This is a genomic window from Ferrovibrio terrae (assembly GCF_943372915.1).
GTDB lineage: Bacteria > Pseudomonadota > Alphaproteobacteria > Ferrovibrionales > Ferrovibrionaceae > Ferrovibrio > Ferrovibrio terrae_A.
The window spans coordinates 1-16,147 of record NZ_CALSAN010000033.1; the positions used below are offsets into that span (position 1 = coordinate 1).

The window sequence follows — 16,147 nt, forward strand, 5'->3', positions numbered from 1 at the left end:
TGCAGCGGCTTCGGCAGCAGCGCCGATCGGGATAATGGCAACGATGCGCGGCGCCACCGGCTGCGGATCGCTCAGCATCACCAGGCGCTCGATGCCACCGGCCCAGCCGATGCCTGGCGTCGGCTTGCCGCCCAGCTGTTCGATCAGGCCGTCATAGCGACCGCCGGCGAGAACCGTGCCCTGGGCCCCCAGCATGGTGGTGGTGAATTCGAAAGCGGTATGGGTGTAGTAATCCAGGCCGCGCACCAGACGCGGGCTGACCGTGAACGGCACGCCGCTGGCACCGAGGCCATCCTGCAGCGCCTTGAAGAAATCGCTGGCAGCCGGCGTCAGGTAGTCATGGATCAGCGGTGCATTGGCGACAAGGGCGCGATCACCCTCATCCTTGGAATCGAGAATGCGCAGCGGATTCTTTTCCAACCGCTTGCGGCTATCTTCCGACAGTTCCTCGACATGGCCGGAGAAATACTTCACCAAGGCATCGCGGTAGCCGACGCGGCTTTCCGGATCGCCCAGGGTGTTCAGCTCCAGCACACATTTATCGAGGATGCCGAGCCGGCGCAGGATTTCGGCAGCCACCGAGATCACTTCCACATCGGCCTGCGGTTCGGCGGCACCGATCACTTCCACGTCGATCTGGTGGAACTGCCGCTGACGGCCTTTCTGCGGCCGCTCGAAGCGGAACATCGGACCCCAGCCAAAAACCTTGAACGGCACATGCTGCTGCAGACCGTTGGAAATGAAGGCGCGGCAGATGCCGGCGGTGTATTCCGGCCGCAGGGTCAGGCCTTCGCCGCCCTTGTCGGTGAAGGAATACATCTCCTTGGACACGACATCGGACGTCTCGCCCATCGAGCGGGCAAAAACATCGGTGAATTCGAAAATCGGCGTCGCCATCTCGCGATAACCGAAAACAAGCGCGGCCTGCCGTGCGGTATCCACCACATGGCGGAACCGGGCATAGTCGTCGGGCAGAATGTCATGCGTGCCGCGCACGGGCTGCAACTGGGCCACGGCGTGTCTCCGTCGTTGGAAGGTGGAAGCTAGGAAGCGGCGTCGGCCGCGTCTTGGGATTGTTTATCGGCCTTGGCGGCTTCGATCTCGCGGGCCTTGGCTTCGACCAGGCCGACCAGATGCGCGACGATATCCTCGTTCTGCAGCCGGTGGGCCGGCTGGCCGGCGAGATAGATCTGATGCGTATTCTTGCCGCCGCCCGTGAAGCCAATATCGGTTTCACGCGCCTCGCCTGGGCCGTTCACCACACAGCCGATCACACTGAGCGTCATCGGGGTGGTGATGTGGGCCAGGCGCTGCTCCAGCACCTCGACGGTCTTGATAACGTCGAAGTTCTGGCGGGCGCAGGACGGGCAGGAAATCACGTTCACGCCGCGGTGGCGCAGGTTCATCGACTTCAGCAGGTCGAAGCCGACCTTGACCTCTTCCTCCGGTGCCGCCGACAGCGACACGCGCAACGTGTCGCCGATACCCGACCACAGCAGCATGCCGAGGCCAATGGAGGATTTCACCGTGCCGATGCGCTGGCCGCCAGCTTCGGTGATGCCGATATGCAGCGGATAGTCGCAGGCCTCGGCCAGGCCCTGATAGGCGGCAACGGCAAGGAAGACATCTGATGCCTTGACACTGATCTTGAATTCGCGGAAGTCGTGGTCTTCCAGGATGCGCGCATGATCCAGCGCGCTTTCCACCATGGCTTCCGGGCAGGGCTCGCCGTATTTCTCCAGCAGATGCTTTTCCAGCGAGCCGGCATTGACGCCGATGCGCATCGAGCAGCCATGATCCTTCGCGGCCTTCACTACCTCGCGCACACGGTCGGCATTGCCGATGTTACCCGGGTTGATGCGCAGGCAGGCGGCGCCGGCCTCGGCAGCCTCGATGGCGCGTTTATAGTGGAAATGGATATCGGCGATGATCGGGACTTTGACCTGGCGCACGATATCCTTCAGCGCCCGCGTCGAATCCTCGTCAGGGCAGGAAACGCGCACGATATCGACGCCAACCTCTTCGCAGCGACGGATTTGCTCCACCGTCGCCTGGACGTCACTGGTCAGCGTATTCGTCATGGTCTGCACGGTGATCGGCGCATCGCCGCCCACCGGTACGGGGCCGACAAAAATCTTGCGCGACGTGCGGCGCTGAATATCGCGATAGGGTCGGATGCTCATGGTCTGGTTTCCGTCCGGCTTCAGTTAAGCCCATGGGGGAGCTGACGGACGTGGCGTAACATGGCGTCTTTACCGGGGGATGGCAAGGCAGCGGGGCTGCGGCAGACTAGCCTTGCCGCTCGCCGCCGGGGTTTTTCAGCCGTTCCGGATCAAGCTGGATGCCGCGCTTGACCTCGCCCTCCGCGCCCAGCGGCGCGATGGTCTGCCCGTCGACCACGATCCGCACCCCACCGGCATTGCCGGTCAGCAGGGTCAGCCCGGCACGGTCGGGCACCTGATAGCGTTCGCCGGTATTCAGCAGGCGGGTGAAAATCTGCTCGTTATTGGGCCCGCGCACCTGAATCCAGGCCGGCGCTGTGGCCTCGACGCGGATGCGGCCCGCATCGGCGGCGCCGTAGCTGGCCGGGGCATTGCTCGGCGGCATGGCCGCAGGAGTCGGCGCGGGCGTCGGCAGGACCGGGGCCGCGGCTGGCGGCGCCACCGCGACTGCAGCGGCCGGCGGTGTCGGCTCGACCGGGGCGGCCGGCGTCTGCGCCACGGGCGCTGCTGGCGCCGGGGCGGCTACTGTCGGGGCAGTTGTCGGGGCGGCCGGAGCCAAAACGGCGGGCGCAGCAGGCGCCGACGTCTGGGCAACCTGCGGCGGAGGTGCCGGTGTGCGGTTCTGCGGCGGCAGCACGATCGGCGCGGCCGATGCGATGGGCTGCGGGCTTGGCACCAGATCGGCAAGCCGGGCCGGCACGGCCTGGATCAGATCCTGCCCGATGCGCAGGGCTTCCTGATGGCGATACCACAGGGCGTAGACGATACCCGCGACCACCAGGGCGCCGATCACAAGCCAGAGGCGCGGCGTGCGCTCTTCCGGCCGCGGCATCGGGAAATTCAGCACCGTGCGGCGCACCGTGCCATCGGCCTCGGCCTGGTAGTTCTTCAGCACCTGCTCGGGATCGAGGCCGAGAAATTCCGCATACTGGCGGAGAAAACCGCTGACATAGACGGCGCCGGGCAATTCGCCAAAGCGGCCATTCTCTATGGCTTCAAGATACGGGCGGCGGATGCGCAGGCGCGCGGACACGTCGGAGAGCGCGAGGTCGCGCCGCTCACGCACCACTTTCAGGCTATGTCCGACTCCTTCGTAACGCCCCTCTGCGGTGGCGACGTCGGCCATGGCCGGCTGCGTGCCTGACTGGGTATTCATTGTCCCGCCTGTATTTTCCGCTGCCGACATATTACGGCAATGTGCCGATCAGGCCAGCATTTTCAAACAATTACACCATTTTCCCGAGCAAATTCCTCGAGGGGCCCGCGGACGCTGTGCTCGGGCGAGCTATACAACTTAGACATATATTCAGACAGCTGCGGAACAGACAGACTACGGAGCATTTCCTTGACCGGGCCGACCGCATTGGCCGGCATGGACAGGCGGCGGAAGCCCAGGCCGAGCAGCGCCATGGCCTCCAGCGGCCGGCTGCCCATCTCGCCGCACATGGTGATCGGCGTGTTGGCGGCATGGCACTGCTGCACCACCCAGTGCAGGAAACTGAGCATGGCGGGACTGAGCGGATCATAGCGGTCCGCCAGTTTGGTATTGCCGCGGTCGGCGGCGAACATGAACTGCATCAGGTCGTTCGAGCCGACCGAAATGAAATCGACCAGCGGCAGCAGGGCCGGCAACTGCCAGGCCAGGGCCGGCACCTCCAGCATGCTGCCGACCTGCACCTTGAGCGGCACCGGCTTGCGCAAGGACACCAGACGCTGCACTTCGCGGTCGAGCAGGCGGCGGGCGCGGCGGAACTCATCCACCTCGGCAATCATCGGGAACATGACATGCAGGCTGCGCCCGGCCGCCGCTTCCAGCAGCGCGCGCAGCTGCACCTTCAGCAGCGCCGGGCGATCCAGCGTCAGGCGGATGGCACGCCAGCCCATGGCGGGATTCTCTTCCGGATATTTCGCCAGATAGGGCAGCACCTTGTCGCCACCGATATCGAGCGTGCGGAACACCACCGGGCGGTCACCGGCATGTTCGATCACGCGGCGATAGATCGCGGTCTGTGCATCGGCCTTGGGCATGGTCGGGCGCACCATGAACTGCAGCTCGGTGCGATACAGGCCGATGCCATCGGCATTGGTCTCATCGAGATTGTTGAGATCGATCAGCAGGCCGGCATTGACCAGCATGGCAATCTTGGTGCCGTCGACGGTGATCGCCGGATCTTCGCGCTGCGAGGCATATTTCGCCAGCCGCGCCCGGCGCAGTGCCACGCTCTGGTGGAAGGCCGACACCACATCCGGCGCCGGCCGCACGAAGACCTGGGCATGGTCGCTGTCGACCACCACGATATCGCCGGGCTCGACCTTGGCGATCACACCCTCGACACCGCCGAGCACCGGAATCGACAGGGCCCGGGCCACAATGGCGACATGGCTGGCGCTGGAGCCTTCCTCCAGGATCACGCCCTGCAGCTTGCGGCGGTCGTAATCCAGCAACTCGGCCGGCCCCATGCTGCGGGCCAGCAGGATGGCGTTGTCAGGCAGGTTTTCGGCGGCCGAATGATGCGGCTTGCCGGCCAGATGCAGCAGCAGACGGTTGGCCAGATCGTCGAGATCGGCCAGGCGCTCGCGCAGATACGGATCGGTGATCGCCTGCATGCGATGGCGGGTATCGCCCTGCACGCGCAGCACGGCAGCCTCCGCCGTCAGGCCGGAATCGACAGCCTGATGCAGCTTGGCCAGCCAGCCGGTGTCATGGGCGAACATCTTGTAGGTTTCGAGCACATCGCGGCTCTCCCCGACCAGATCGCTGTCTGGCGTCTCCAGCATGCGGTTGACCTGGTCGCGCATCGAGGCCACGGCAGCATCAAGCCGGGTTTTCTCATACGGAATGTCGTCGGCAATCGTCTTCTCGACATGGATGCGCGGCTCATGCAGCACGGCGACGCCGATGGCGAGGCCTTCCGACAGCATGCGGCCATCGGCGCGGAACGGGCCGAAGGGTGCGCGATTGGTGCTGGCCAGGTCTTCGCCGCCCGAGAGCTGGCCCGAGGCCACCATCTCGGCCAGCACCATGGCGATGGTCTCAAGCGCCTCGACCTCTTCCTCGACATATTGCCGACGGGTCTGGTTCTGCACCACCAGCACGCCGATCACGCGGTTGTCGCGCAGGATCGGCACGCCGAGCAGCGAGTGATAGACCTCTTCACCGGTTTCCGGCTTGTAGGCGAATTGCGGATGGCTTTGCGCATCGGCCAGCGCCAGCGGCCGCGCATGGGCGGCAATATCGCCGACCAGGCCCTCGCCCACCTTCAGGCGGGTCTTGTGCACCGCTTCGGGGTTCAGACCCTCGGTGGCGTAGAGTTCCAGTTCGTCATTGCGCAGCAGATAGGCGGAGCAGACTTCGGCCACCATGTTGGCGGCGATATTGCGCACCACGCGGGCAAGGCGTTCATCGACGGTGCCGGCCTCGGCCATCACCTCGCGGAGACGACGCAATAAGCCGCGCGGCCCTGGGGCTGCTGCCCGGCCCGGCGTCACAGCCGTTCTCCGTTACCAGTTACCGGAGAGGCTGGTGTGGTTTGCCCTCCCCGCATCGGCCCTCCGTCTTCATTCGGCGTCGAGCCCGAAAGCGGTGTGCAGGGCGCGCACCGCCAGTTCGGTGTAATCGGCACTGATCAGCACGCTGACCTTGATCTCGGACGTGGTGATCGCCTGAATGTTGATGTTCTTGTCGGCCAGCGCCTTGAACATGATATGGGCCACGCCGGCATGGCTGCGCATGCCGACACCGACCACGGATACCTTGATCACGTTCTTGTCCGGCACCAGCTTGGCCCAGCCAAGGTTCTTTTCCTGCTTCTCCAGGATCTGCACGGCGCGATCCAGATCGCCGCGGCCCATGGTGAAGGTCATGTCGGTCTTCTTGCCGTCCTCGGAAATGTTCTGGACGATCATGTCGACATTGATGCCGGCATCCGACAGCGGACCGAAAATGCCGGCGGCAATGCCGGGGCGGTCGGCAACGCCGATCAGGGTGACCTTGGCTTCATCGGCGGAATAGGTGACGCCGGAGACAATCTGCTTTTCCACGATCTCTTCCTCATCCACTACGAGCGTGCCGGCCACATCGGCAAAACTCGACAGAACCTGGGTGCGGACCCGATGGTTCATCGCCATTTCCACCGAACGGGTCTGCAGCACCTTCGCACCGAGGGAGGCCAGTTCCAGCATCTCCTCGTAAGTGATCTTATCCAGCTTGCGGGCTTTTTTCACGATGCGCGGATCGGCAGTGTATACGCCGTCCACATCGGTGTAGATATCGCAGCGATCGGCCTTCAGTGCGGCGGCCAGCGCCACCGCCGAAGTATCCGAGCCGCCGCGGCCCAGCGTGGCAATGCGCTCGCCCGGGCCGACGCCCTGGAAGCCCGCCACCACCGGCACCACGCCCGCAGCCATATCCTTCAGCATGGCGGCACCGTCGATCTCTTCGATGCGGGCCCGGCCATGCATGTCGTTGGTGCGGATCGGCACCTGCCAGCCCTGCCAGGAGCGGGCCTTCACGCCGGCCGCCTGCAGGGCGATCGAGACCAGGCCGGTGGTGACCTGCTCGCCGGCGGCCACGACGGTGTCGTATTCCCGCTGGTCGTGCACCGGGTCGATCTGCTTGCACAGGTCGACCAGACGGTTGGTCTCGCCCGACATGGCCGACACCACCACGGCAACCTGGTTGCCGGCGTCGACCTCGCGCTTCACCTTGGCGGCCACATTCTTGATCCGGTCAACCGAACCGACCGATGTGCCGCCGAATTTCATCACCAAGCGCGCCATGTCGCTCGATCCTATTTCACTGTTCGTTGTCGATAGTTACCGGCAGGAACCTTGCCGGTTAAAAGGCGGGTACTTAATACTCTCGGGACCGCCCCGGGGCAAGCCGACCGGAGTGGAAAAATCCCCCGTTTCCTTAGCCCTTTGTCGGGGCCCAGCGAGTCGCCGCATGAGCCAGTCTGCCGCCAGTATCGACCCCGCCGAAATCGCCCGTTTTTCCGCCATGGCGGCGGAATGGTGGGACCCGCAGGGCAAGTTCCGGCCGCTGCATAAATTCAACCCGGTCCGGCTGGGGTTTATTCGCGACTGCATCGCAACACACTTCCGTCGCGACAGCCTGTCCGCCAGTCCATTGGCGGGACTGCGCCTGCTGGATATTGGCTGCGGCGGCGGCCTGGTGGCCGAGCCGATGGCCCGGCTGGGTGCCCAGGTGGTCGGCGCCGACGCGGCCGAACGCAATATCGGTGTGGCCAGCCTGCATGCCGCCGAAGCCGGGGTGGCCGTGGACTATCGCTGCACCAGCGCCGAGGCGCTGGCAGCGGCCGGCGAGCAGTTTGACGTGGTGCTGGCGCTGGAGGTGGTGGAGCATGTCGCCGACCTGGAGGGCTTCCTGCAGGCCTGCGGCCAGATGGTGAAGCCGGGCGGGCTGCTGATCGCCGCCACCTTGAACCGCACGCCGAAATCCTATGCGCTGGGGATCGTGGCGGCGGAATACATCCTCGGCTGGGTGCCGCGCGGCACGCATGACTGGAAGAAATTTCTCAAGCCGCATGAGCTGGCCGGCGGGCTGCGCCGCGCCGGGCTGACGCTGCAGGAGGTGACCGGTGTCAGTTATGACCTGCTCAACGACCGCTGGAAACTTGGCCGCGATACCGATGTGAATTACATGATGGTGGCGATTAAGGCGGCGTGACTTACGCGTCGCCCCGTTAGGCATCTCCGCGTGGCAGCCAGGGGATCATGGCGACGTCGACGCCTTCTTCGACCAGCTCTTTGGCTTCTTCCTTGGTCGCTTCGCCGTAGATGCTGCGCTTGTCCACTTCGCCGTAATGGATCTTGCGCGCCTCTTCGGCGAACTGGTCGCCGACATAATCGGCATTCTTCTCGACATGGTCGCGGATTTCGGCCAGCGCTTTCAGAGCCAGGGCCTGCTGTTTGGCTTCGGCGACGGCAACCTCGCTCTTCGACTTGCCGATGCGCGGCGCCATCGGCGCCTTCGTCACCTTGCGCGAGTTGCAGACCGGGCACACGACCTTGCCGCCGGCCGCCTGTTTATCATAGGCGGCACTGTCATAAAACCACGCCTCGAAGACATGGTCCTTGCGGCATTTCAGTTCGTACTTGATCATGGCTCGTCTGTGATTCGGCCCGTGCCGGAACCTTCCATATCGTGAAACAGGTTATACATGGGGCTGTCACGCCTGCGCAACAAGGGGGCGATTTCCGGGGGGAAATCGGGAGGGCGTGCATCCAGCCGGTAGCCTCACCCCCTCGCCCTGGGTTGCACGCTTCGCGCCACTGGTAACAGCCGGTGGCAACGTGCTGGACCTGGCCTGCGGCGGCGGGCGCCATGGGCGGCTGTTCCTCGGCCGCGACCATCCGGTGGTATTCCTGGATCGCACGCTGGCCGGTGTCATCGACCTGAAGACACATCCGGCCGCCGAGCTGATCGAAGCCGATATCGAGACCGGCCCCTGGCCCTTGGGTCAGCGCCAGTTTGCTGCCCTAGTGGTGACCAACTATCTGTGGCGGCCGCTGAGACAGCGGCTGACTGCGGCCGTCGCCCCGGGTGGCGTGCTGATCTACGAAACCTTCATGCTGGGCAACGAACGGTTCGGCAAGCCGAGCAATCCCGATTTCCTGCTCAAGCCACATGAACTGCTGGACTGGTGCCGCGACGCCGCCTTCGATATCCGCGCCTTCGAACAGGGCGAGGAGACCAATGCGGTCCGGCAGCGCATCTGTGCCGTGAAACCCGCATGATCGAGACCGAGCGTCTGGTGCTGCGCCGTTTCGAAGGCCGCGACTTTGAAGGTCTGGCGCGCTTTTACGCCGACGACCAGGTGATGCGTCATATGCTGCCCGGCCGCGGCCTGCCGCGCGCCCAGGCGCAGGAGCGTGCCAAGAGCAACATCCACAATTTCAACGATCACTGGGACCGCCGCGGCTATGGCGTCTGGGCCCTGCTGGATCGTGCCAGCGGGCGACTGATCGGCCAATGCGGCCTGCGCTGGGTACCGGAGGCAGAGCAAACCGAGTTGCTGTATCTGCTGGCCAAGACCGCCTGGGGCCGCGGCCTGGCCAGCGAGGCCGGCCGCGCGGCATTGCAGTTTGGTTTTGACCGCGCCGGGTTGGACACGCTGATCGCACTCACGGCACCGGAAAACCGGGGGTCACAACGCGTGCTGACCAAACTTGGTTTTGCTTACACCGGCGACGGTCCGATCTGGGAAAAGACCGTGAGCTGGTTCAACCTGCCGCGCGAAAGCTGGAACACGTTGCAAACGGAAAGTGTGCCAAGCGATATACCAGCGTGAATTTTACCAATTAGCTGTTGGGTCGCCGCGCGCCGAGGCGTAGCATCCACCCCATGATGATCGATATCGAACACCGATTGCAGCATGCCAGCCAGGTGATCCGTGAAGCCGGGAAACTGGCGCGCAGCTTTTTCGACAACCGCAGCGACCTGGTGGTCAAGCTGAAGGGCGTGCAGGATTTTGTCAGCCAGGCAGACTCCGAGACCGAAGACCTGATTGCCTCGCGCCTGCTGGCCGTGTTTCCGCATGATGGCATCCTGGGCGAGGAACGCGGCCGTCGCGGCGGCGACACCAATGCACTCTGGGTGATCGATCCGATCGACGGCACGGCGAATTACGTGCGTGGACTGCCTTACTGGTGTGTTGCCATCGCGTTGATGGTGGAGGGCCGTATCGAACTGGGCCTGATCTACGATGCGGTCGCCGACAAGCTTTACACCGCGCGCCACGGTCATGGCGCCTTCTGCAACGGCAAGCCGATCTCGGTGAGCGACACCGTGCTGCTCGACCGCGCCTGCATCGGCATCGGCTATGGCCATGGCGAGGCACCCGGGCCGCATGCGGCGATCATCGACCGCCTGCTGGGGGCCCATTGCCAGTATCGCCGGCTGGGCAGCGGCCTGCTGCTGATGGCGCTGACCGCATCCGGCGGGCTGGACGGTTTCTATGAGTTGAAGATGAAGGCCTGGGACGCGCTGGCCGGCCTGATCCTGGTGCGCGAGGCTGGTGGCCTGACCAATGACTACGAGGCCGGTGGCCTGGAAAAGGCCGAGCCGGTGCTGATGCTGACGCCGGCCCTGTGGGAGCCCTTCGCGCAGGCGATGGGCGTGGGCCTGCCGCTCTATTCTGCGGCGCGACCGGTCAGGCTACGCGCCGGCAGCGTATAAACCGGATCGTGGCGCCAGGCGGGGATTTGCCCGCGCGCCTTGGCCACCTCGGCCAGATCGATTTCCACCACTTTGGCGCCGACGCCATCGCCCATATCGGCCAGCACGCGGCCCCAGGGATCGACAACCAGCGAATGGCCATAGGTCTGCCGCGCGCCGGGATGATCGCCCCACATGGCGGGCGCGATCACGAAGGCACCGGTTTCGATGGCACGCGCCCGCATCAGCACATGCCAATGCGCCTGCCCGGTGGTGCGGGTAAAGGCGGCCGGAATCGAGATCAGGTCGGCGCCGGCCTGGGCGAGGCCGCGATAGAGTCCCGGGAAACGCAGATCGTAGCAGACCGACATGCCGAGCATGCCAAACGGCAGCGATGCCAACACGCCCTCACCGCCCGGCGCGATCGAATTGGATTCACGATAGGTCTCGCCCGACGGCAGATCGACATCGAAGAGATGAATCTTGTCGTAGCGGGCGGCGATCTGGCCGTCGGGTGCCAGCAGATAGGAACGGTTGAAGTTACGATTGGCGCCATCCGGCTTGATCGCGAGTGATCCCACCAGCAGCCAGGTGCTCAGTTCTTCCGACAGCTTGCGGAAGGCCTGCAGCGCCGGGTGGCTCTCCTCCGGCCGGCCGGCGGCGACGCTGGCCGCCGCATTCAGCCCCATGAAGCCGGAATTCTCCGGCGTGGCAATGAACTCGGCGCCGTCGGCCTTGGCCTTGCGCACCAGGGCGGAGACATGGGCGATATTCGCATCCATATCGTCCCAGATATTGGGCTGTACCAGCCCGATCCTGACCTTGTGCGCCATGCCAGTGCTTTCCTGTTTCAGGCTGCGTTCAGCAGCGGATCGAGCTTGCCGTCGCGTTCCAAAGCGTAGAGATCGTCAGAGCCACCGACATGCGTGCCGTTGATCCAGATCTGCGGCACCGTGCGGCGACCGCCGGCCTTCTGGGTCATCTCCTCGCGCTTGGCAGCATCATAGGAAACGTCGATCTCGTTATAGGTCTGGCCCTTCTTGTCGAGCAGCGCCTTGGCGCGCGCGCAATAGGGGCACATGAAGGTGGTGTAGATTTCAATCTGGGCCATGGCAGTGTCCTTTAAGCGAGCGCCCCTCGCTTGTCATGCCCGATTATATGGCGCCCTGCTCCGCCCGAACAACCCGGGCCAGGGTGAGGACCGTCACCTCGGCGGCACCGGCCCGGCGCAGGGCCCGGCAGCAGGCATTCACCGTCGCCCCGGTGGTGAACACGTCATCCACCAGCAGCAGACGCCGCCCCCGGATATCCTGCGCCCGCCCAGCGGCAACCCGGATGGCACCCGCCAGTTCCCGCTGCCGGGCCGTGCGGTTGAGCCGGCCGAGGCTGCGGGTGGGGCGCGGGCGCTCCAGCAGATCGAGTTGCACCGGCCTGTCGCTGGCCCGCCCCAGCGCCTGAGCCAGCAGGGCCGACTGGTTGAACCGCCGGCGCCACAGGCGCCAGCGATGCAGCGGCACCGGCAGGATCACATCGCACTCGGCCAGCAATGGCGCACCTGCCGCCCGCATCAGGCCGGCCAGGCCGGGGGCCAGGTCGGTGCGGTCGCCGCGCTTGAACCGCAGCACCAGATCACGGCCGCCACCGGCATAGGTGAAAGCGGCGCGCGCCCGGCCAAAGGGCGGCGGGTCCTTCAGGCAGGCGCCACAGACCAGGCCATCGGGGACCGGCATCGCATAGGGAATGCCGCAGACCGGGCAGCAGGGTTCGGCAATAAAACTGACACTGGGCCAGCAATCGAGGCAGAGCCGGCCGGGCTCGTCGACCTGCGCGGTACACAGCATGCATTGCGGCGGCAGCAACGCATCGACACCGCTACGCCAGACTCTACGCCAGCCATGGCGGAGTGCTTGCAAGGCAGGGATATCGTCACTCGCCAGCATGGATACCCGGGTATGACGCAGCGTCAGGCATGACGGCGCTGCCGATGCTGGCTATGGTGGCAGAAAAAGTGGGCAGAGGAAACGGAACATGAGCGGCAGCGTGGGGGGGAGCGGCAAGACCATCCGCATCGGCGGCGCATCGGCCTTCTGGGGCGATTCCATGGTGGCCGCACCACAACTGCTGGCGCAGGGCGAGGTCGATTACCTGATCTTCGACTATCTGGCCGAAATCACCATGTCGATCATGGCGCGCATTCGCGCCAAAGACCCGGCACAGGGCTATGCCACCGATTTCGTCACCGTCACCATGAAGCGCCTGCTGCCAGACCTAGCGCGGCGCAAGGTAAAGGTTGTCGCCAATGCCGGTGGTGTGAATCCGGCGGCCTGTGCTGCGGCCATTCGCGCAATGATTGCCGAGGCAGGGCTGTCGCTGAAAGTCGGCGTGGTGCTGGGCGATGATCTGCTGCCACAGATCGAAATACTCAAATCCAGACTTGAACCGATGGAGGCCGATGCCGAGATGCCGGCGCGTTTCATGTCGGCCAATGCCTATCTGGGGGCCGCGCCGATTGCGGCTGCGCTGAAGGCGGGCGCCGATATCGTGATCACCGGCCGCTGTGTCGATTCCGCGCTCTGCCTCGGCCCGCTGCTGCATGAATTCGGCTGGAGCCTGGAGGATTTCGACCGGCTGGCGGGCGGCAGTCTGGCCGGCCATATCATCGAATGCGGCGCCCAAGCGTCTGGCGGCCTGTTCACCGATTGGCGCGAGGTGCCGGACTGGGACAATATCGGCTATCCCATCGCCGAGATTGCCGAAGATGGCAGCTTTATCGTCAGCAAACCCAGGGGCACCGGCGGCCTGGTCAGCTTCGGCACCGTGGCCGAACAACTGGTCTACGAGATCGGCGATCCGGCCTGCTACAGACTGCCGGATGTGACCTGCGACTTCAGCGCCGTCAAAATCGAGGATCTTGGCGATAACCGCGTGCGCGTGTCGCATGCCAAAGGCCGACCGCCATCGGACCGCTACAAGGTCTCGGCCACCTATCTGGATGGCTTCCGCGCCGTGGCCCATATGACCATCGGCGGCATCGATGCGCGCGAAAAAGCCGAGCGCAGCGCCGAGGCGATCCTCAAGCGCACGCGCAATATCTTTGCCATGATGAAGCTGGGTGACTATCGCGCCACCTCGATCGAAATCCTCGGCTCTGAGGCGATGTATGGCCCGCAGGCCAGTGCGGGTGCACGTGCCAGCCGCGAAGTGGTGATGAAACTGGCGGTCAGCCATGCCGAGAAGACCGCACTGGAAATCTTCGCCCGCGAGATCGCCCCGGCCGGCACATCCTTCTCGCCGGGTACGACGGGATTCTTCGGCGGCCGGCCATCACCGCAACCGGTGGTGCGGCTCTATTCCTGTTTCATAGCCAAGGCCACCCTGCCGCTTTCGCTCGACACCGATGGCCATGCCCAACCCTTCGAAACACCGCTGATCGCTGGCAACACGGATGGCCCCGCTGCCGGGCAGCCGAACCTGACGGCACTTCCTGCCGGCTCTCGCAAAACCGTGCCACTGGTGCGGCTGGCTTATGCCCGCTCGGGCGACAAGGGCAATGACAGCAATATCGGCGTCATTGCCCGCAAACCCGAATACCTGCCGGCGATCCGCGCCGCGCTGACCGTGGAGGCCGTCGCCGGCTGGTTTGCCCATCTGGTCGAAGGTCCGGTCGAGCGCTTTGAATGGCCCGGCATCAACGGCCTGAATTTCCTGCTGCATCAGGCCTTGGGCGGCGGCGGCATTGCCTCCCTGCGCAACGATCCGCAGGGCAAGGCCTTTGCCCAGATGCTGCTGGATTTCCCCGTACCGGTGCCGGTGGACTGGCCAATCTGAACTGCGGGTCTGACCGGTAGGAATCGCTGCGCAAAAGGCGGATAGTGGGCCCCGGCCGGACGCCCTATCTTCCTCGCCATGACAAACACACAGCGACTGCCCATCCAAAGACGACCGACTGACACTGAATTCGCCGCCATCTGCGGCAATGACGCCAGCTTCGATGGCCGCTTCCTTTATGGCGTGGCCAGTACCAAGGTGTTCTGCCAGCCCTCCTGCGTCAGCCGCGCGCCCAAGCGCGAGAATGTGCGCATCTTCAGTGATGCCGCAGCCGCATCCGAGGCAGGCTTCCGCCCCTGCAAACGCTGCCGCCCCGATCGGGCGCCCGCCGCAGATGCACGGCTGGAACGCGCGCGGCTGCTGATCGACCGTCGGCTCGCCGCCGGTGAATCGACACCCACCCTGGCCCAGCTGGCCAAGGAGGCTCATATGGGCGCCACCCATCTGCAGCGCCGCTTTGCCGCCGCCTATGGCCTGAGCCCGCGCGCCTATGCCGAGGCGCAGCGTGTCGCGACGTTGAAACATGAACTGCGCCACAGCAGCGGTGTCAGCGATGCCATCTATGGCGCCGGCTTCGGCGCCGCCAGCCGGGTCTATGAAAAGGCCGGCCGCTGGCTGGGCATGACACCGGCCGATTACCGCCGCGGTGGCGAAGGCCTGACCCTCACGGTGGCGATCCGGCGCACCATGATGGGTTCGACCCTGGTGGCCGAAAGCACGCGCGGCGTGGCCGCGCTGCTGTTCGGCAATACCGAAAAGGCGATGCTGGCCGAACTGCGCGACGAATTTCCCGCTGCCCGTATCGACCGCGACGATGCCGCCGGCAAGGCCGCCTTCGCGGCACTGGAAGCCATGCTGGCAGGCAGGGCACCCGCAAAAGGCCTGCGGCTGGATCTGCGCGGCACGCCATTCCAGATTCGCGTCTGGACGGCATTGCAGGCCATCCCGCCGGGCGAAACCCGCACCTACCAGCAGATCGCGCAGAGCCTGGGCGCACCCAAGGCCGCCCGTGCGGTCGGGTCGGCCTGCGGCAACAACATCATCGGCGTCTTGGTCCCCTGTCACCGGGCGCTGCGCAGCGATGGCGGCCTGGGCGGCTATCGCTGGGGCCTGGAGCGCAAGGAAAAACTGCTCACCGGCGAAGGCGTGGCGCTGGAGCCGGCCGAGTAGCAGCGTGATAACTGCGACATCCTGCGGCAATACATTTCCGCTTCAATCGGCGCAGATTCCGACCTGCCATGATAGCTTTGCATGGCAGGGGAACTTGCAGACCATTGGAATAGTTCTAAATTAACGAAGCGGAACCGCAAACCAAGGAGTATCCCCATGGCTGTCGCCGTCGATATCGGCATTGCCGAAAAAGAACGCAAAAAAATTGCCGATGGTCTGTCGCGCCTGCTGGCCGACACCTACACGCTCTATCTGAAGACCCATAACTATCACTGGAATGTCGAAGGCCCGATGTTCCAGACCCTGCACACCATGTTCGAGCTGCAGTACACCGAACTGGCCCTGGCCGTGGATCTGATCGCCGAACGCATTCGCGCGCTGGGTCATTATGCGCCCGGTTCCTATGCGCAATACGCCAAGCTGTCTTCGATCAAGGAAGAGACCGGCGTGCCGGGCGCCCAGGACATGATCAAGGATCTGGTGAAGGGCAACGAGGCGGTGAGCAAGACCGCGCGCGCGCTGTTCCCCGTCGTCGACAAGTCGTCGGACGAGCCGACCGCCGACCTGCTGACCCAGCGCATGCAGATCCATGAAAAGACCGCCTGGATGCTGCGCAGCCTGCTGGAAAAGAAGTAAGCCAAAATTCTCGGCCTGCCTCTGTAACGTTTCACCCCGTCTCACCGAAGCTTGATTGGAAGCCGGCCCGCGACCCGCTAGGTTAACCCTGCTGGTTGCGGGCGGATTTCCG

Annotated in this window: 16 protein-coding genes; 7 read left to right on the plus strand and 9 right to left on the minus strand. The window is 64.8% G+C overall.

The genetic code is table 11. The features are described 5' to 3' along the window. From hisS to AAG821_RS18365, 5 genes are all read right to left on the minus strand, one after another. Positions 1-1,014: histidine--tRNA ligase (hisS, locus tag AAG821_RS18345; RefSeq protein ID WP_341916376.1), on the minus strand; the 1,014-nt coding region annotated here is incomplete at its 3' end. Between the two features lie 29 nt (positions 1,015-1,043). After that, positions 1,044-2,183: a flavodoxin-dependent (E)-4-hydroxy-3-methylbut-2-enyl-diphosphate synthase gene (gene ispG / locus AAG821_RS18350; RefSeq protein ID WP_341915169.1), complete on the minus strand. Its 1,140-nt coding sequence runs from the start codon at positions 2,181-2,183 to the stop codon at positions 1,044-1,046. A 106-nt stretch (positions 2,184-2,289) separates the two neighbouring features. Beyond that, the gene (locus AAG821_RS18355; protein ID WP_341915170.1) at positions 2,290-3,378 is read right to left on the minus strand and encodes a RodZ domain-containing protein; all 1,089 of its coding nucleotides are present in this window, start codon (positions 3,376-3,378) and stop codon (positions 2,290-2,292) included. Positions 3,379-3,440: 62 nt separating this feature from the next. Continuing rightward, the gene (ptsP, locus tag AAG821_RS18360) at positions 3,441-5,669 is read right to left on the minus strand and encodes a phosphoenolpyruvate--protein phosphotransferase (RefSeq protein ID WP_341915172.1); all 2,229 of its coding nucleotides are present in this window, start codon (positions 5,667-5,669) and stop codon (positions 3,441-3,443) included. Between the two features lie 111 nt (positions 5,670-5,780). Next, the gene (locus AAG821_RS18365; RefSeq protein ID WP_341915173.1) at positions 5,781-7,001 is read right to left on the minus strand and encodes an aspartate kinase; all 1,221 of its coding nucleotides are present in this window, start codon (positions 6,999-7,001) and stop codon (positions 5,781-5,783) included. Between the two features lie 166 nt (positions 7,002-7,167). Here AAG821_RS18365 and ubiG point away from each other — a divergent pair, with 166 nt between their 5' ends. Then, entirely contained in the window at positions 7,168-7,911 is a 744-nt protein-coding gene (gene ubiG, locus AAG821_RS18370) for a bifunctional 2-polyprenyl-6-hydroxyphenol methylase/3-demethylubiquinol 3-O-methyltransferase UbiG (protein ID WP_341915174.1), read from the plus strand. Between the two features lie 16 nt (positions 7,912-7,927). On the opposite strand, the gene AAG821_RS18375 is transcribed toward ubiG, so the two are convergent. Beyond that, positions 7,928-8,347, minus strand: a complete 420-nt coding sequence (locus AAG821_RS18375; RefSeq protein ID WP_341915176.1) for a DUF1178 family protein — start codon at positions 8,345-8,347, stop codon at positions 7,928-7,930. Between the two features lie 115 nt (positions 8,348-8,462). Between AAG821_RS18375 and AAG821_RS18380 the strand changes: the two genes are divergently transcribed. From AAG821_RS18380 to AAG821_RS18390, 3 genes are read left to right on the plus strand one after another with little or no spacing between them, the layout of a single operon-like run. After that, positions 8,463-8,981 (plus strand): class I SAM-dependent methyltransferase, encoded by a 519-nt coding sequence (locus AAG821_RS18380; protein ID WP_341915178.1) that lies wholly within the window; start codon positions 8,463-8,465, stop codon positions 8,979-8,981. After that, positions 8,978-9,535, plus strand: a complete 558-nt coding sequence (locus AAG821_RS18385; protein WP_341915179.1) for a GNAT family N-acetyltransferase — start codon at positions 8,978-8,980, stop codon at positions 9,533-9,535. Before AAG821_RS18380 ends, AAG821_RS18385 begins: the two co-directional genes overlap by 4 nt. A gap of 53 nt (positions 9,536-9,588) precedes the next feature. Beyond that, positions 9,589-10,422 carry an inositol monophosphatase family protein gene (locus AAG821_RS18390; protein ID WP_341915180.1) on the plus strand — a complete coding sequence of 278 codons (834 nt, stop codon included), beginning with the start codon at positions 9,589-9,591 and terminating at the stop codon, positions 10,420-10,422. Here AAG821_RS18390 and AAG821_RS18395 read toward each other — a convergent pair. The 3 genes from AAG821_RS18395 to AAG821_RS18405 are packed head-to-tail and all read right to left on the minus strand — an operon-like array spanning position 10,377 to position 12,314. Beyond that, the gene (locus AAG821_RS18395) at positions 10,377-11,234 is read right to left on the minus strand and encodes a carbon-nitrogen hydrolase family protein (RefSeq protein ID WP_341915182.1); all 858 of its coding nucleotides are present in this window, start codon (positions 11,232-11,234) and stop codon (positions 10,377-10,379) included. The genes AAG821_RS18390 and AAG821_RS18395 overlap by 46 nt on opposite strands. A 17-nt stretch (positions 11,235-11,251) precedes the next feature. Further along, a complete protein-coding gene (grxC, locus tag AAG821_RS18400; RefSeq protein ID WP_341915184.1) occupies positions 11,252-11,512 on the minus strand; it encodes a glutaredoxin 3 in 261 nt (86 codons plus the stop codon). 43 nt (positions 11,513-11,555) lie between these two features. Then, positions 11,556-12,314 (minus strand): ComF family protein, encoded by a 759-nt coding sequence (locus AAG821_RS18405; protein WP_341915185.1) that lies wholly within the window; start codon positions 12,312-12,314, stop codon positions 11,556-11,558. 115 nt (positions 12,315-12,429) lie between these two features. On the opposite strand from AAG821_RS18405, the gene AAG821_RS18410 reads away from it, so the two are divergent. The 3 genes from AAG821_RS18410 to AAG821_RS18420 all read left to right on the plus strand — a co-directional run bounded on the left by AAG821_RS18410 (position 12,430) and on the right by AAG821_RS18420 (position 16,035). Continuing rightward, entirely contained in the window at positions 12,430-14,229 is a 1,800-nt protein-coding gene (locus tag AAG821_RS18410) for an acyclic terpene utilization AtuA family protein (protein ID WP_341915187.1), read from the plus strand. Positions 14,230-14,307: 78 nt separating this feature from the next. Continuing rightward, the gene (gene ada, locus AAG821_RS18415) at positions 14,308-15,399 is read left to right on the plus strand and encodes a bifunctional DNA-binding transcriptional regulator/O6-methylguanine-DNA methyltransferase Ada (protein WP_341915188.1); all 1,092 of its coding nucleotides are present in this window, start codon (positions 14,308-14,310) and stop codon (positions 15,397-15,399) included. 156 nt (positions 15,400-15,555) lie between these two features. Continuing rightward, on the plus strand, positions 15,556-16,035 hold the full coding sequence (locus AAG821_RS18420; protein ID WP_341895659.1) for a Dps family protein: 480 nt from the start codon (positions 15,556-15,558) through the stop codon (positions 16,033-16,035). The last annotated feature ends 112 nt before the right edge of the window (positions 16,036-16,147 follow it).

Coding starts and splice junctions, on each gene's coding strand:
- ispG (WP_341915169.1), bottom strand. CDS start 2,183: ATGAGCATCCGACCCTATCGCGATATTCAGCGCCGCACGTCGCGCAAG.
- AAG821_RS18355 (WP_341915170.1), bottom strand. CDS start 3,378: ATGAATACCCAGTCAGGCACGCAGCCGGCCATGGCCGACGTCGCCACC.
- AAG821_RS18365 (WP_341915173.1), bottom strand. CDS start 7,001: ATGGCGCGCTTGGTGATGAAATTCGGCGGCACATCGGTCGGTTCGGTT.
- ubiG (WP_341915174.1), top strand. CDS start 7,168: ATGAGCCAGTCTGCCGCCAGTATCGACCCCGCCGAAATCGCCCGTTTT.
- AAG821_RS18375 (WP_341915176.1), bottom strand. CDS start 8,347: ATGATCAAGTACGAACTGAAATGCCGCAAGGACCATGTCTTCGAGGCG.
- AAG821_RS18385 (WP_341915179.1), top strand. CDS start 8,978: ATGATCGAGACCGAGCGTCTGGTGCTGCGCCGTTTCGAAGGCCGCGAC.
- AAG821_RS18390 (WP_341915180.1), top strand. CDS start 9,589: ATGATGATCGATATCGAACACCGATTGCAGCATGCCAGCCAGGTGATC.
- AAG821_RS18395 (WP_341915182.1), bottom strand. CDS start 11,234: ATGGCGCACAAGGTCAGGATCGGGCTGGTACAGCCCAATATCTGGGAC.
- grxC (WP_341915184.1), bottom strand. CDS start 11,512: ATGGCCCAGATTGAAATCTACACCACCTTCATGTGCCCCTATTGCGCG.
- AAG821_RS18410 (WP_341915187.1), top strand. CDS start 12,430: ATGAGCGGCAGCGTGGGGGGGAGCGGCAAGACCATCCGCATCGGCGGC.
- ada (WP_341915188.1), top strand. CDS start 14,308: ATGACAAACACACAGCGACTGCCCATCCAAAGACGACCGACTGACACT.
- AAG821_RS18420 (WP_341895659.1), top strand. CDS start 15,556: ATGGCTGTCGCCGTCGATATCGGCATTGCCGAAAAAGAACGCAAAAAA.